The sequence below is a fragment of the Nostoc sp. DSM 114167 genome, assembly GCF_052692655.1.
In genome coordinates this window covers 2,080,873-2,096,957 of the sequence record NZ_CP195116.1, presented here as the reverse complement: position 1 = coordinate 2,096,957, position 16,085 = coordinate 2,080,873, and the positions used below count along the sequence as shown (strand labels likewise).

The following is a 16,085-nucleotide window of genomic DNA, read 5'->3' as shown; positions in this document are numbered from 1 at the left end:
CTGAGTGCTGAGTTAAGAGTTAGAAGTTAGGAGTTTTGTTTATCTCCTTGTCCCCTAACTCCCTCACTCCCTCACTCCCTGCTCCCCCTGCCACTCCCTACGGCACTCCCTTCTGTTGCTCGATCGCTTTACTAGGCGGAATCTGCTCAAGAGGAATCAGTGCTTCGATCACCGACTTCACAATTGGCGCGGCGACAGTAGAACCATAAGCACTTTCTCCTTTTGGCTCATCCACCAGTGCAAACACTACATAGCGAGGAGATTCCACGGGTAAAATAGCCACGAAACTGGTCATTCTCGCCCCTTTGATGTATCCGCCATTGGGACTAGCTTTTTGGGCTGTACCAGTTTTACCAGCAATGCGATATCCCGGAATTTGCGCCGGCTTACCGCTGCCTTGAGTAACAACAGTTTCCATCATTTCCACAACCTTTTGAGTTGTTGCAGTTGAGAAAATTTGCCGGGGGATAGTATGAGTGGGTGAATCATGCATCTGCCCTTTGCTATCAATCAACCCGCGAACTACATGGGGTGTAACTAACTTACCGCCATTAGCTAAAGCACCGTGCATTTGCACTAGCTGTAAGGGTGTCATAGAAAAGCCTTGTCCAAAGGAAGTAGTAGCTGGTTCAATTGGCGAAGCGATAAATTCTTCTTGACTTTTGAGCCGTCCGCCGACTTCAAAAGGTAAATCTGTATCAACTTTTTGTCCTAATCCCAATCGTTCTAACCAGTTGTAATAAATTGAAGGCTTTAAACGTTGGATAATTTGCACCATGCCAATATTGCTAGAATATTGCAAAATCTGAGCGATGCTGATTCGCCCATTACCATTATTCATGGCATTTTTGATGGTGTAATTAGCGACTCGAATCGAACCAGAATCATTAAACATATCATCTGGTTTGATGATGCCATTTTCCAGAGCGATCGCCACATTCAAAGGCTTAAAAGTCGATCCCGGTTCATAAAGATCCGCTACTGTCCAGTTTTTAAATAGTGAAATATCAGATTTAGCATATTCATTAGGATTATAAGTAGGCTGAGAAACTAGGGCCAGTAAGGAACCATCCAATGCATCCATGACAATTACCGCTCCACGTTTGGCGGCAAACTTCTGCATCTGCTGTTTAAGCGCAATCCGAGCAATTCGTTGCAGACGGCTATCGATAGTCAGTTGTAATCGCAAATCGTCAAAATGCAAAAAACCTTCGGGCGCCCGATCGGGCATTAAGTCCCCATTTCCCGACCGACTGAGCCGTACCGTTTGCACAGGACGTTCTAGCAACTTCTCTTGAGAGTATTCCACACCAGCTTGACCGCGGCGGTCAATGTTCACGTAGCCCACCACATCAGCAACCAAATCATCTGGCGGATAATATCGGGAGTATTTTTGAGCCCACTCCAAGCCATTTAAACGCAAAGAAATGACGCGATCGATAATTTCTTCTGGTAAGGCTGGCGCAAGTATAATTCCGCTTCTTTTGCTTTCAAAAGTTTTCACCAATTCAGCAGTATCTTTTGCCAAAATTGGCGCAAGTCGCTCTGCCATCTCTTCATTAGATTTATCAAACAGCTTGGGGTGAGCGTACAAAGTATATACAGGGCGGTCAATAGCCAACAGATCGCTATTGCGATCTACCACTGGGCGACGGGGCATAAAAGGTCGCACATTCACCATTTGTTGGTTGCGTGCATACTCAGTTAACTTTGGCCCCTTGACAATTTGGAGATTATACAAGTTAATGGCCAACCCCAACCCTGATGCCATTAATACGCCCCAAACGATGAACAGTCGGGACTTAGTGTTGGATGTTTGGTCTTGCATACTAGAGGCTAATTTTCCCAAAAGCCCTCGTTTATAACCCTTTTGTTGGCTTGTGAATGCTGGATTTTGAAACTTTCTGAATTTTGTTCTGCTTGGTGACTTCTGCATTGGGTTCGTCCTTTGTCCTCTCTTACAAAGTTAAGCCACTGCGTTGGACGGGTCTCCCGGCTTGAAGCAAGTGGCGTCTGATGCCTGCGGCGGGCTACGCCAACGAAGGAAACCTCCGCTCAACGCCAGTGACGCTCCTGCGTCGCTACCGCTGACGCTCGAGGACTTGCTCTAAGCGAAGCCATGCCGTTGGCGCAGCCTCTCGTAGAGAAGGCTTTACACTTCGCTATCGCTAACGCACAAGTCGGGGAACCCGCCCAAGTGACTGGCTCGACTTTGCGCTTTGTCTGTTGCCTTTTGTGATTAACCAGAAGTCTCAGTCCTAATGACTAATGACTAATGACTAATGACTCTTAGAGATTAATATCCCAGTGGCGAGAGTGTATGCGCTTGGGTTTCAGAATTTGGCGTTGTGTTAGGCGATGCTGATTTAGGACTCCCAGATGCGGGAGGCAAGAAAATCACCCCTTCAGGAGTTGGTGATACCAGCCCTGCTGTTGGTTGTTCTGCTTCATTAGCCATTTTATTTTTCAGCGTCGCGTTGGTTGTCGTTAGCAGCCGTTCGTGACGTTGGAGGTTTTGCAGTCTGCGATATGACTGACCCCAAAGCTCTTGAGAATAGACTGTCCAACCATAAACAGCAAGTGTCGATGCTACTAACAAGAACGCCACAACTGACGAATAACGATGAAAGGTATACAAGCGCAACAACCACAAAGGTGCAGCTCCAGAATTAGGCATTGTGGGAAGCCCAAGAAAACCTTCCTCCGGACTCTTTTGGTTCGCATTCAACTGTTCGTTGAGTGGTAATTGTTGTCTACCCAACTCTTTCACCGATTTAGCTATAACTGCCTTATTTGTGGGAGAAACCGCTAAATTTTTCGAGGAACGCTGTTGTCTTGAAGACGATACTGGTGTAGAAGCACTCCCTGCTGCTGACTCCATAGGCGCAGAACGTCGCCTTCCTAAAGAAAGGATAGAATCTCGCCGGAACCAATTACCCCTTGTAGAAACAGTAGATTTACGAGCAACTACCATAAATTTTTAAATTTTTTAGATGGAAAATACTGCACTTTTAGATTGATTGTCTTTTTTGCTAAGGTTTAAATCACCTTCTGTGCAACCAGCACACATAACAGACTATACCTTTTAACTTTTTTGATAGGTAGCTGTATCAATGTTTGCATCGCCTAGATATGCAATTGCAATCAGCGATTAGAAACTGGACAGCTTACCTTTTAGGTATCGCACCTAAAGTATGGCAACGTCAGGTAGCCAGATGCAATACTCTGTGAAAAAAATAAAATTTTTTGCTATCATAGCTCCGTTTGCTAAATAAGTTGGTATTTTTCGTTTTGCTCCTGAGTTAAGAGAAACTAATCAGGATACGTAATTCCAAAAACAATACCCCAAAGGAATGTTTTTTTTAAGTATGTAATCTCGCAGAATTTAAAAAAAGCAATAAATACGGTATCGTATTCAACAGGCGAAAAATTGTTCTAGCCACAATTGGTGAAAGAGGAGTTATGAAAACAAAAATCTTTGGTTTTGCTTTAATGTTAAGTCTGGCTGCAATTCTTGGGGCCTGTGAAGGTGGTGGTGGTGATGGTGCTGGTACTGCTACTCCAGCCGCTACAGGTGAACCAACTGATGCACCTGCTGTTAAGACTACTCCTGCCGCTACCCCAGCAGCAACTCCCGCAACGACTCCCGCAGCGACTCCCGCAGCGACTCCCGCAGCGACTACTCCCGCTAAACCTAAATAAGGCATCTTAAACTTTAGTTTAAATAGCGCCCAGAACTACTTAGTGACAGCATTCCTCACTACATAGCTCGAAATATCGCTCGAATTAATTGGATTGACGAAAAAACCTCATTTTTATGCTGGTTTATCAAAGCCGAGAGTCTGCTCAAATCTCAACTAAGTAGGGCAGGAAGTAGAGGACACTGGTAAAGAGTGCTGAGTTCCTAGTTCCGAGTGCTGAGTTAAAAGATCGCCCACGTTCGCGCAGCGTCTCGCAGAGAGGGGCGGGGCTTTTGCTATACTGCAAAAGTACTGAGTACTCAACTTCAAAACTCAGCACGGGCTAAACGCCCCGCTACCGCTAACAGCACCAGTATGGTAAAGAGGGTTATGTCCTTTACCAAGTGTCCTTCTGAAAGTCCCGCCCGCTCAAACGTTGTTCTCAGTCCAAGGGAGTTGAGTTAATCTAAGCTATTTTGTTAGGCAAAGACTTCTCTCATTTGGCATTTTAAATTACTTATACTACTGAGTTGTGAGAGGGTAAAAAAATTTATCGCGATCGCTGGCAATTGCTCTTGAGCATTCCTGTAGTCTATTCCGTATCAGGAAAGACTTGGTAATCTCCCTTGATATTGCCAGATTTTTATTGGGAAAATTTGGGTATAAGAAAAACAGATTTTCATCCTGCGTTGTGAACGTAGTTCAGGAGATGAGGAGAGTTAAAACGAGAAAATCTATAAAATTACTCAGCTTAATAGTAATTAGTGCTACTTTGATTTTTTTAAGTAACTATTGGAGATCGGCAGCAATAGCATTACCGCCACCAGAGGATACACCAGAAGAAATATTACGGACAAAGATTATTATAGAAGCGCGATCGCCTATTGATGGAAAATCCCTAACAGCTGCTGAGTATATTCAATTGCAAGCCCAGCTGCAAGAAGTCCCGCCACCAAAACTAGACCCCAAAATTCGAGAACAGATTTTCTTGCTTCGCTTACGTAAAACCTTGTTGCAGTTTTTTCCATTTTTAAATTTTTGATAAATTTGTCATTAGTCATTAGTCATTAGTCATTTGTCAAGAGTTATTCTCCCCCGTTCCTCTGCTCCTGTGCCCCCACTTCGGCTACGCTCAGTGACCACCTGCTTCCTCATCCCCCATACCCTATGCCCTATACCCAACGCCTCATGCTCAATACTCCATTCTGATGTAGGATAACGGTGGCGACAAAATTGCAAATAAATGTAAAGAATATATATAGATATTAAAAAAGTAGATTTAGTCAATCACGTTATTTCACTTAGGTAGCTTCATGTCCATGACCACGATCGCCCCTGAGCAGGTTAACAGCATCGTTTGGAATCAGCATAACGATCCCTTTGAAATACTAGGTTCTCATCCTATACAGCAAGACGGCAAAACTGTCTGGGCTGTACGGGCCTACCTACCAAATGCAAGTGCAGCATGGGTGGTTCTTCCCGAACAACGCAAGGAATACCCAATGCAACCAGTGCATCATCCCCACTTTTTTGAATGCACGATTGACACTCCAGAACTGGCAAACTACCAGTTACGGATTAAAGAAGGAGAACATGAGCGTGTCACCTATGACCCTTACGCTTTCCGTTCTCCCAACTTGACAGATTTTGACCTGCATTTGTTTAGTGAAGGCAACCATCACCGGATATACGAAAAGCTGGGAGCGCACCCTACGGAAATAGGCGGCGTTAAAGGCGTTTATTTTGCAGTTTGGGCGCCTAACGCTCGCAACGTTTCATTGTTGGGAGACTTCAACCTCTGGGATGGACGTAAACACCAGATGCGTAAAGGCCCCACCGGGGTTTGGGAATTGTTTATTCCTGAAATTGGTGTAGGAGAGTCTTACAAATATGAAATCAAAAATTTTGAAGGACACATTTACGAAAAATCCGATCCCTACGGTTTCCAGCAAGAAGTTCGCCCGAAAACAGCATCCATTGTCACTGATTTAGATGCTTATAGTTGGAGTGATGAAAACTGGATGGAAAAGCGGCGTCGTACTGACCCGCTAACTCAGCCCATCTCAGTCTACGAAGTACATTTAGGCTCTTGGTTACACGCTTCGAGTGCAGAACCAGCTAAACTTCCCAATGGTGAAACTGAACCAGTAGTTGTCGTTTCTGGATTAAAACCGGGCGCACGTTTTCTTACCTATCGGGAACTGGCTGACCGACTCATTCCTTATGTCAAAGAATTAGGATACACCCACATAGAAATGCTGCCCATTGCGGAGCATCCCTTTGATGGCTCTTGGGGTTATCAAGTAACTGGGTACTATGCCCCTACCTCGCGTTTTGGCAGACCCGAAGATTTCATGTATTTCATTGACAAATGTCACGAAAATGATATAGGGGTAATTGTAGATTGGGTTCCCGGTCACTTCCCCAAAGATGGACATGGTTTAGCTTTCTTTGATGGTAGCCACCTGTACGAACACGCTGACCCCCGTAAAGGCGAACATAAAGGATGGGGTACTTTGGTGTTTAACTACGGTCGCCATGAAGTTAGTAATTTCCTCGCCGCAAATGCCCTCTTCTGGTTCGACAAGTACCACATTGACGGGATTCGTGTTGATGCTGTTGCCTCGATGCTCTACAACGATTATTGCCGCGAACCAGGGGAATGGCTGCCCAACCAGTACGGTGGCAGAGAAAACCTAGAAGCAGCAGATTTTCTGCGTCAGGTAAATCACATTATCTTTAGCTATTTTCCCGGTATTCTCTCAATTGCGGAAGAATCCACTTCTTGGCCAATGGTATCTTGGCCAACCTATACAGGCGGACTGGGCTTTAACTTGAAGTGGAATATGGGCTGGATGCACGATATGCTGGATTACTTCAGCATGGACCCGTGGTTCCGCCAGTTCCACCAAAATAACATCACCTTTAGTATGTGGTACAACCACAGCGAAAACTTCATGCTGGCTCTGTCCCACGATGAAGTGGTGCATGGCAAGAGCAATATCATCGGTAAAATGCCAGGAGATACATGGCAGAAGTTAGCTAATGTGCGTTGTTTATTTAGCTATATGTTTGCTCACCCAGGCAAGAAAACCATGTTTATGAGCATGGAGTTTGGGCAGTGGAGTGAGTGGAATGATTGGAATGATTTGGAGTGGCATTTATTACAGCATGAAGCCCACCAACAGTTAAGAACGTTTTTCCGGGAATTGAACCATCTCTACCGTTCGGAACCAGTATTGTACACCCAGGATTTTGCTGAACCGGGGTTTGAGTGGATTGACTGTAGCGATAACCGCCATAGTGTAGTTGCCTTCATGCGTCGTGACAAGGATTCTGATGATTTTGCGGTCGTTGTTTGCAATTTTACACCGCAACCCCATTCTCACTACCGCATTGGTGTACCGCAAAAGGGATTTTATACGGAGTTGTTCAATAGTGATGCACGTCAGTATGGCGGCAGCAATATGGGCAACTTAGGTGGTAAATGGACAGATGATTGGTCTTTGCACAGTCGTCCTTATTCTCTGGATTTGTGTTTACCACCTTTGGGTGTGTTGATTCTCAAGTTGGATAAGAAGAAGACTGCTGAGGTAATTGGATAAAAATGTGGGGTGGGTGCTGCCCCAATACGCTTCGGTTAAAGGGGAAAGGGAAAAGGGAAAAGGTATTGGTTTTGAATACATCCTTTACCCAATACCTCCAAACCCATTCCCCAGACCACACTCGATTGTGAAAAATGCTTATCCGAACCGTATTGGGTAGACTTCTTGGCATTTGTGGGGAATTGGGTTTGGGGTATGGTTCGACAAGCTCACCAACCAGGGGAAAGCGGCTCATAAAAACCCTTTTCCCTTTTACCTTTTCCCTTTCCCCCCCTCTTGCAAAAGTTACTTTTGCAAGAGGTTTGGTGATGTCCCATCCTAAAGATAATTTCGCCTATTTACAGCTACTCAACCCAGTTTTCTAATGGACTCTGTGAAATTAAATATGCGTTATTACCTTTGTAGAGCCGTAGCATTGCTATGTCTCTACATTCTTTTATATAGCGATTTATTGACTCGCGATCGCTCTAAATTTTTTACCCGTAAAATTATACTTAGTACTCAGGGGAAGCTTACTACTGAAGTTTACGATGCGATCGCCCTATGCAAGTATTAGGTAGCGGGGGATATGGCTCAAAAGCCAAAATTTTGTATAGTACAAATGTATGATTTGTTAGCCTTGTCTTAGATATTTTATAATTTTATGACACAGATTAAGCCGGAAGTAAAGCGCACAGAAGAATTGCGCCAGTTATTGCAACAAGCAAGCTATGCTTATTACGTCCTAGATGCTCCAATCATGGAGGATGCAGTCTATGACCAGCTATATCGAGAATTGCAACAATTAGAAACTCAATATCCAGAATTGACAGCACCCGATAGTCCGACTCAGCGCGTGGGTGAGAGACCGGCAACACAGTTTACCTCGGTGCGGCACAATATCCCCTTGTATAGTCTGGAGAATGCATTCAATATTGATGAGTTGCAAGCATGGGATCAGCGTTGGCGGCGACAAGTACCGAAAATAGATGCAGTGGAATATGTCAGCGAACTGAAAATTGATGGTTCTGCTTTGGCTCTAACTTACCAAAATGGGATTCTAGTTAGAGGCACAACTAGAGGTGATGGGGTAACGGGTGAAGATATTACCCAAAATGTACGGACAATTCGCTCTATTCCCTTACGTTTGAATTTTGAAGGGTTAGAAATTCTCGAAAGAGTGGAAGTGCGAGGCGAGGCGTTTTTGCCGTTGGAAGTATTTAAACAAATCAACGAAGAAAGGCAAAAAGCCAGCGAGCAATTATTTGCCAATCCCCGCAATGCCGCAGCTGGTACACTCAGGCAATTAGATCCCCGCATTGTGGCTAAACGGCGCTTAGATTTCTTTGGCTACACCTTGCACATTCCTGGTAGGGATGACACCAGTATTGCTAATACCCAATGGGAAGCGTTGGAGTTGTTGGAAAAGATGGGTTTTCGAGTCAACCCCAAACACAAACTCTGTGCTTCGATCGCAGAAGTGGCAAAATATTACGAATACTGGGATACGGAACGGCTGAATTTACCTTATATGACTGATGGGGTAGTAGTAAAGCTGAATTCTTTTAAACTTCAGGAACAGCTAGGATTTACGCAAAAATTTCCCCGATGGGCAGTAGCCTTAAAGTATCCCGCCGAAGAAGCACCTACCCGTGTGGAAAATATTGCTGTAAATGTGGGACGAACAGGGGCATTAACGCCATTAGCAGAGATGCGCCCGGTGCAACTGGCGGGAACAACAGTTTCCCGCGCCACTTTACATAATAGCGATCGCATTGCTCAATTAGATATCCGCATTGGCGATACTGTGATTGTCCGCAAAGCTGGAGAAATCATTCCAGAAGTGCTGAGGGTAATCAAAGAACTCCGTCCGGCTGACACCGAACCCTTCCTTATGCCTACCCATTGTCCAGTTTGCGGCCAATTGGTGGTGCGAGAATCCGGTGAGGCGGTGACTCGATGCGTCAATGCTTCCTGTGCGGCGATTCTTAAAGGTTCCATTGAACATTGGGTAAGTCGTGATGCCTTGGATATTAAAGGCATGGGCGAAAAGCTAGTATATCAACTCGTTGATAAAGGTTTGGTGGATTGTGTTGCCGATTTATATGAGTTGACAGCAGAGAAGTTATCTGCATTGGAAAGGATGGGGAAAAAGTCGGCAGAGAAATTAGTGGATGCGATCGCCCAGTCAAAAAATCAACCTTGGTCAAGGGTATTGTATGGTTTAGGCATCCGTCATGTTGGCAGTGTCAACGCTCAATTGTTGACTCAGAAATATTTTACTGTAGAGCAGTTAGCAGCAGCAAAGCAATCAGATATTGAAGGCATTTATGGTATTGGTGCTGAAATTGCTCAATCTGTGTACCAGTGGTTTCGGATTGATGCTAACCAAAGGTTGATAGAACGCTTGCAAGCAGAAGGATTGCAATTAGCTGCCACCGAGGAAACAAAAATAGTTGGGGATGGTAATCAAAAATTTGCAGGTAAAACTTTTGTAATTACAGGTACATTGCCAACCTTGAAGCGAGATGAAGCGAAGGCTTTGATTCAAAAAGCTGGGGGAAAAGTAACTGATTCAGTGAGTAAAAAAACCGATTATTTAGTGTTAGGAGAAGATGCCGGTTCCAAGTTAGACAAAGCAATTTCCTTGGGAATTACGCAGTTAAGTGAGACGCAATTGTTGGAAATGCTTGAAGATTAAAATCAGGTAAATAGCCTGGAAAGCTATATATTTCGTGAATGAATCCAGGCAATTAACTCATACTTATCGATTAGCCCAAAAGTATAATCGCTCCAACCTGTATTATTTCCTTGGGTGATAAAATCTGCTTATGTTTTATATTTTTTCGACTCTGGTATCAATATATATTTAGCACTCCTTAATACTTAACTAATACCAATTCGTAATTAAGAAAGTCAGTTAGGATCTGGGTTTCGGGGTTTGAATCTGTTGCCAGATTTTAGAGAATTGGTATAAATATAACTTCATAATCCCTTTTGCGGAATTTTGATATCTTCTTGTGTATCAAACTTTATTGGCTTATATCTTGCTTCTAGAGCGAGTCTACAAGCGTCTTGATTCTCACCGGAGCGAGCAAAGGCGGAGCGTCTCCGGCTTTGCTCCTGTTAGCGGATAGCTAAGGTTTAGCCCATTGTGACTCCTGAATTCTTCAATCTCATTTATCTGAAAGCTGGGTGCAAGATATAAGCCAATACGAACAAAAACAATTAAATTTTTGTATATTTACAGAGATTTGTTATGAACAAAAGACAACAGGTTTTTAACGGCATTGTCTTGTGGTTGGGACTATTATTCCTGAGTTTAATGCTACAAAACTTTTACAGTGTATTGCAATATATTTTCTTTTTGCGAGTACCTATAATTGTTGGTTTATTGCTGTTATTCTTGCCAACAATTTCAGTGAATCCTGGTTTATCAGCAATGTTAAAAAACTTATTTGTACTGCGCGCTAATAATCAGTTGGTTGTAGTTATTGGAGGTGCAGTTTTAGCAGGACTCGCTACGATCCAAGTTTTCGACATCATCTTGTATAATTCTCATCTTCGTTTTGATGTACCTCAGCAGCAAGTAATTCCAGTATTTATCCAATATTTAATCGCTATTATCTTAAGTCTTCCAATTGCCATCAAGGCGACTCAGCTTTCTAAAAAAGAAATACAAGAAGCAGATTGTAGCTGGGAAGGTTGGGGAATTATATTTGGCATCATTGCAGGAGCTTTATTGTTAATAACCAATTACTTTAACAAGTATTTTTTTGAACATAATCAGTTTTTAAAACAGGTTTTATTGAAAATAATTTATTTTTTACCAGAAAGAATACAAAGGGGTTATGTAGATGTAGATGGTAATTTATCTTACGGGATTGCTGCAATCACCGTATTTTCAGTTTTTCTATTAATTGTTTATGGGTTAGGTTATTTTATCTTGAAACCTCGCCCAATTAGTAATAGGTTTGAAGCTCCTGCTCTTTTTTATATTACTCTCATTTTGTCAGTTATTGTAGTGTGGATAGGAGGAATTTCTTACTTTATTGATGTGTCTCGCATACCTACATTGCTATTATTTTTAGCAATTTCATCCGTTTCTTATGCTATTTTTCAGGTAGACCATTTTTACAAAATATACTCAAAAAATAACTGGCTAAAACCAACAAAAGAAAAGTGGATTAATATTATCTCTCAACGTCTGAAAAATCAACAAACTGAAGATAAAACTTTAGTAGTAGTTTGTGCTAGTGGTGGAGGTATTCAAGCATCTGGATGGACAGCTAAAGTTTTGACTGGTTTACAGCAAGAACTTGGATCTAAATTTACCAAAGCTATTGGTTGGATAAGCTCAGTTTCTGGTGGTTCTGTCGGAACAATGTTTTATTTGGATAGATTTGGAGATCGGGGTTATCCAGAAGAAAATCAATTAAAACAGATTTTTCAAAGCGCTACAGAAGATAGTTTGGATGCTACAGGCTGGGGATTTGCTTATCCAGATTTACTTCGTTTTGTTGGTTTACCTTTTGTCGTACCAAAAGAGAAAGATACTACAACTGAGCAAGACCGTGGTACTGCTATCGAAATAGATTGGAAAGGGGAAATGAAAGATCCCAAGGCAAGTTTAGGTAGCTGGAGCGATAAAATTGACCAAGGAATTATTCCTATTCCTATTTTTAATGCAACTTTAGTTGAAGATGGACGGCGTTTTTTAGTTAGTCCAATGACTTTTAGTCCGCACAAGGATTGCAAATCTATAGATTTTAATACCCTTTATCCAGAATATGATATTGATGTGACGACAGCCGCTAGATTATCTGCCACTTTTCCTTATGTATCTCCTGTGTGTCGTCCTAGTCAAGACACTAGATGGAATTATCATATAGGTGATGGTGGTTACTTCGACAACTTTGGTATTGGTACTACCATAGATTTACTGAATCAACTATTAGAAACTGAGCAATCTTCCCAAATTAAAAAAGTTGTTTTAATCCAAATAAATGCTTTTCCTGATGATGAGAATCCCCAAAAAGAAAAAGGCGCTCCGGGATGGCAGATGGAAGTTATTGGTTCATTGCTCGCTTTATTAAATGTTCGTAGTGATACACAAAACGAAGGCAATACATTAAATATAGAACTTTTGACAGACAAGTATAAATGCGGCTACAAGCATGATGAGCCGGAAAAAGTGCAGCAATTTTTAAAAGATAAATCTTGCCAAAAAGGAATACAAATTATGCATATTCCCATTAAATTCCCTCGTGGTAAAATTAATCCTCCACTTTCTTGGCAATTAACTCAAGAACAAAAAGAAGCTATTCAAAATGCATGGGAAGAATGGAAAACAAGCCACTCTGATATTATTTCTGAACTAAAAAAGATATTTCCAGAGTGATGAGTATTAATTCATAAAATGATTTAGAATTTCTGTAATAATCCTCTTCGATTTATAAGCCGCAGATTTCCGACCCTAAATCTCTCTCCCAAGCTTGGGAGAGGGACTTTGAAATTGCCTCTACTCAAACGGGGGCAAGTTATTCGGGTCAATACCTTGAGATTGTAAGTAAGCAATTAGTCGTTCTTTTTGCTGGCGTTCTTGTTCTGCGCGTTGGCGTTCTTGTTCTGCGCGTTGGCGTTCTTGTTCAATCTGTTCTACAGCCCACGGTAATAAATTACCATCTCGATCCCACCAGCGCAACCAATAACCAGTTCGCGCTTCTTTTGTTCCTTGCCAAGTTCCCAAAAATAAGCCCATTACATCAATCCAATGACGACCATTTTCGTCAGGTTGCTTTAACTCATAGCGCTTATTTTCCAGTTGATAATATTCTAATAAACCGCCATCAGGTTCAAAAATTATGTAGATGGAAATTTGCAAAATTTGCTCGTAGAAAAACCATTTTCCTGGTGGATAAGTTCGCTTTACCGAATATTCTCCACCGTCAGTATCGGATAAAAATTCAATAGCGATCGCCGGAATATCACCTTCTAAATTGGGTGTATAACTTTTGCGGTTAGCCACCACTTGATTAACCGATGGCACATAAACCCAGTCTGGTGCTTTGGCAACAAATTGCTCGTTGACTGTCGCACAAAGACCAAAGTTTGAAGCTATCAACATCTGAGGTTGGATGAATCCACTGATTTCTAGGCTTTCACGCAAAGCACCAGCTAAAAGTGGCTGACCGGTATTCTCCACTGGTTCATCCTCTAGTTGAAAATCTTTGGGTAAGGCTTCCCAAGAGATTACCAGTTCTGTTGGTGATTTGGCTTGGCTGAGTTGGGTTGCCATAAACACAGCATGAATTTATTCTCGATCTTATCGCAAGGGACTGGGGACTGGTGACTGGGGATTGGGTGAAAAGTCTTGTTGTGTCTAAGTTTTATCATCTGTTAATGTCCTAACCACGTTGGCTGTTGCTATATCGCAAGCGATACTAGGAGCAAAAAAAGGGGCAGAAAACCCGCCCCCCTATTTAACCAGGAAAGTAAAAATGCTCTAAAGCAGTACTTTAGCTAAAATCGGTTCCACACTCTTAGAAATCTCTGGCACATACACCTGTGAAACGTAGTCGGCAATCATCCTGTCGGTGTTGAATAACGGCGCATTTGTCTTAATGGACGTTTTCATCATCTGCACCCAACGATGGGGAATGCCTTGGGCATCTTGGTCATAGTATAGAGGAACGATTTCTTCTTCTAATAGCTGATAAAGCGATCGCGAATCAATCCCATCTTGCAATTCTTGATCGCTAGTATGAGCATCTTCACCAATTGCCCAACCGTTAATTCCTTTACCATCGGGCCCTGTTTGGTAGCCTTCGCACCACCAGCCATCTAAAACGCTGCAATTAAGACCGCCGTTGAAGCAGACTTTTTGTCCACTTGTACCAGACGCTTCCAAAGGACGACGGGGATTATTTAACCAAACATCCACGCCTTGCACCAATTTTTGACCAGTGTAAATGTCGTAATCTTCAATAAAGGCAACTCGGTTGATAATCCCGGAATTGTGACACCACTCCATCAAGCGTTGGATAATCCGCTTACCTTCTTCATCGGCTGGGTGCGCTTTACCTGCAAAGATAATTTGTACTGGACGTTGAGCATTACCAAAAATCTTCAGTGCGCGTTGGGCATCGCGCAAAATCAGATCCCCGCGTTTATAAGGGCTGAAGCGTCTGGCAAATCCAATAGTCAAGACATTGGGATCGAGTAATTTTTCTGTTGCTTGAATGAGTTCATAATTTTCGCCACGCAACTCCCGTGATTTCTTTACCTTATAACGGGTGAAGGCAATCAATCTTTCTTTGAGAATGAGATGCCGCGACCACAATTCCTCATCGGGAATCTCGTCAACTTTAGCCCACATTTTGGGATCGACGGCGCGATTTTTCCAGTCTTCTCCCAAATATTCCTCATATAAGTCACCTAACAAGGGTGCAGTCCAAGTGGGTGCATGAACGCCATTGGTAATGTAACCAATTGGTACTTTATCTTCGGATCGCTGCGGATAGAGAACTGTCCACATTTTACGGGAAACTTGACCGTGCAATTCACTTACGCCATTACAAGCACGCGACATCCGCAATGCTAAAACGGTCATGCCAAAGGGTTCCCAAGGATCGCCCAATCGCCTTGCACCCAATGCTAAAAATTGTTCGCGAGAAAGTCGCAATTGCGGCCAATAGCTGGCAAAGAAGGAATCGATTAAATCGGGTGAGAAGACATCATGACCAGCGGGAACGGGGGTATGAGTGGTAAATACGCAACTATTCCGTACCTTGGCTTCGATATCATAGAACGATTTACCAGTCCGCTCAATTTCTACCCGCGCAACTTCTAAGGTGCAGAATGCAGCGTGTCCTTCATTGAGGTGATAAACAGAAGGTTCAATTCCCAAAGCGTGTAGGGCGCGAACACCGCCAATTCCCAAAACTACTTCTTGAGCAATGCGGGTTTCCAAGTTGCCACCGTATAGGTGTCCCGTTAGCCAACGGTCAATGGGATCGTTATCGTGGCGATCGCTATCTAATAAATATAAGGTGACTCGCCCAACTTGCACTCGCCAGATTTGCACTTTTACAACTCGTTGGCGAACTTGTAACTCGATAGTCAGCGATTCCCCTTGCTCATTTTTAATCAACTCTAAGGGCATGTGGCCAAAGGGATTGTCAATATAATAATCTTCTTGCCAACCTTGGCGGTTCAAGCGTTGCCGAAAATAACCTTGGCGGTATAACAAGCCAACACCAACCAACGGCACACCCAAATCTGATGATGATTTCAAGTGATCCCCGGCGAGAATTCCTAAACCACCAGAGTAGACGGGTAGAGACTCATGGATGCCAAATTCGGCGCAAAAGTAAGCAATGGGGTGGTCTTTGGATACTTGCGGTGCAACTCGACTAACCCAGGTATCTTGCTGGTTAATGTATTGGTCAAATTCACGCGCGAGGGCGGATATCTGCTTTAGATAAAATGGGTCTTCTGCTAATTGCGTCAGACGCTCATAAGTTGCCGACTCTAAAATTGCGACTGGATTATGCCCACAGCGTTCCCATTCTTGGGGATCGATGCTTTGGAATAGAGAGATGCGATCGCCACTCCAACTCCACCAATAGTTATAAGCCAAATCTGCTAAACGTTTGAGCGGTGAAGGTAACTTTTCACTCAAGTGTCGTGCTGCGGTGATTGCACTGCTATTAGCCATACTAAATCTATGTCCTCGCGCTTAACTTTTTCTCTATGTATCGGGAACTGGGGAAGAAGCAAGGGAGCAGGGAGCAAGGGAGAATTTTCCCTTTTGCACCCT

General features: G+C 43.0%; 10 protein-coding genes. 6 read left to right on the top strand and 4 right to left on the bottom strand.

Going from position 1 to position 16,085, the window contains the following annotated elements; genetic code table 11:
• Positions 1-97 precede the first annotated feature (97 nt).
• A complete protein-coding gene (locus NSTC731_RS09045; protein WP_445630507.1) occupies positions 98-1,936 on the bottom strand; it encodes a peptidoglycan D,D-transpeptidase FtsI family protein in 1,839 nt (612 codons plus the stop codon).
• A 360-nt stretch (positions 1,937-2,296) separates the two neighbouring features.
• Positions 2,297-2,974 (bottom strand): hypothetical protein, encoded by a 678-nt coding sequence (locus NSTC731_RS09040; protein WP_445630506.1) that lies wholly within the window; start codon positions 2,972-2,974, stop codon positions 2,297-2,299.
• 488 nt (positions 2,975-3,462) lie between these two features.
• On the opposite strand from NSTC731_RS09040, the gene NSTC731_RS09035 reads away from it, so the two are divergent.
• The 6 genes from NSTC731_RS09035 (at position 3,463) to NSTC731_RS09010 (ending at position 12,665) form a co-directional block, all read left to right on the top strand.
• Positions 3,463-3,702, top strand: coding sequence for a hypothetical protein (locus tag NSTC731_RS09035; protein ID WP_445630505.1), 240 nt, complete (start codon positions 3,463-3,465; stop codon positions 3,700-3,702).
• Between the two features lie 687 nt (positions 3,703-4,389).
• Entirely contained in the window at positions 4,390-4,722 is a 333-nt protein-coding gene (locus NSTC731_RS09030) for a hypothetical protein (protein ID WP_445630504.1), read from the top strand.
• Positions 4,723-4,993: 271 nt separating this feature from the next.
• A complete protein-coding gene (glgB, locus tag NSTC731_RS09025; protein WP_445630503.1) occupies positions 4,994-7,285 on the top strand; it encodes a 1,4-alpha-glucan branching enzyme in 2,292 nt (763 codons plus the stop codon).
• 385 nt (positions 7,286-7,670) lie between these two features.
• Positions 7,671-7,841 carry a hypothetical protein gene (locus NSTC731_RS09020; RefSeq protein ID WP_445630502.1) on the top strand — a complete coding sequence of 57 codons (171 nt, stop codon included), beginning with the start codon at positions 7,671-7,673 and terminating at the stop codon, positions 7,839-7,841.
• A gap of 87 nt (positions 7,842-7,928) precedes the next feature.
• Complete coding sequence (gene ligA / locus NSTC731_RS09015; protein WP_445630501.1) at positions 7,929-9,965, top strand: NAD-dependent DNA ligase LigA; 2,037 nt, start codon at positions 7,929-7,931, stop codon at positions 9,963-9,965.
• Positions 9,966-10,523: 558 nt separating this feature from the next.
• Complete coding sequence (locus NSTC731_RS09010) at positions 10,524-12,665, top strand: hypothetical protein (RefSeq protein ID WP_445630500.1); 2,142 nt, start codon at positions 10,524-10,526, stop codon at positions 12,663-12,665.
• Positions 12,666-12,785: 120 nt separating this feature from the next.
• Here NSTC731_RS09010 and NSTC731_RS09005 read toward each other — a convergent pair whose 3' ends face one another.
• A complete protein-coding gene (locus NSTC731_RS09005) occupies positions 12,786-13,562 on the bottom strand; it encodes a Uma2 family endonuclease (RefSeq protein WP_445630499.1) in 777 nt (258 codons plus the stop codon).
• A 207-nt stretch (positions 13,563-13,769) separates the two neighbouring features.
• Positions 13,770-15,983 (bottom strand): alpha-glucan family phosphorylase, encoded by a 2,214-nt coding sequence (glgP, locus tag NSTC731_RS09000; RefSeq protein ID WP_445630498.1) that lies wholly within the window; start codon positions 15,981-15,983, stop codon positions 13,770-13,772.
• Positions 15,984-16,085 lie beyond the last annotated feature (102 nt).

What these genes read in the sequence shown, in the direction of transcription:
- NSTC731_RS09045 (WP_445630507.1), bottom strand. Translation starts at nt 1,936, where the DNA reads ATGCAGAAGTCACCAAGCAGAACAAAATTCAGAAAGTTTCAAAATCCA.
- NSTC731_RS09040 (WP_445630506.1), bottom strand. Translation starts at nt 2,974, where the DNA reads ATGGTAGTTGCTCGTAAATCTACTGTTTCTACAAGGGGTAATTGGTTC.
- NSTC731_RS09035 (WP_445630505.1), top strand. Translation starts at nt 3,463, where the DNA reads ATGAAAACAAAAATCTTTGGTTTTGCTTTAATGTTAAGTCTGGCTGCA.
- NSTC731_RS09030 (WP_445630504.1), top strand. Translation starts at nt 4,390, where the DNA reads ATGAGGAGAGTTAAAACGAGAAAATCTATAAAATTACTCAGCTTAATA.
- glgB (WP_445630503.1), top strand. Translation starts at nt 4,994, where the DNA reads ATGTCCATGACCACGATCGCCCCTGAGCAGGTTAACAGCATCGTTTGG.
- NSTC731_RS09020 (WP_445630502.1), top strand. Translation starts at nt 7,671, where the DNA reads ATGCGTTATTACCTTTGTAGAGCCGTAGCATTGCTATGTCTCTACATT.
- ligA (WP_445630501.1), top strand. Translation starts at nt 7,929, where the DNA reads ATGACACAGATTAAGCCGGAAGTAAAGCGCACAGAAGAATTGCGCCAG.
- NSTC731_RS09010 (WP_445630500.1), top strand. Translation starts at nt 10,524, where the DNA reads ATGAACAAAAGACAACAGGTTTTTAACGGCATTGTCTTGTGGTTGGGA.
- NSTC731_RS09005 (WP_445630499.1), bottom strand. Translation starts at nt 13,562, where the DNA reads ATGGCAACCCAACTCAGCCAAGCCAAATCACCAACAGAACTGGTAATC.
- glgP (WP_445630498.1), bottom strand. Translation starts at nt 15,983, where the DNA reads ATGGCTAATAGCAGTGCAATCACCGCAGCACGACACTTGAGTGAAAAG.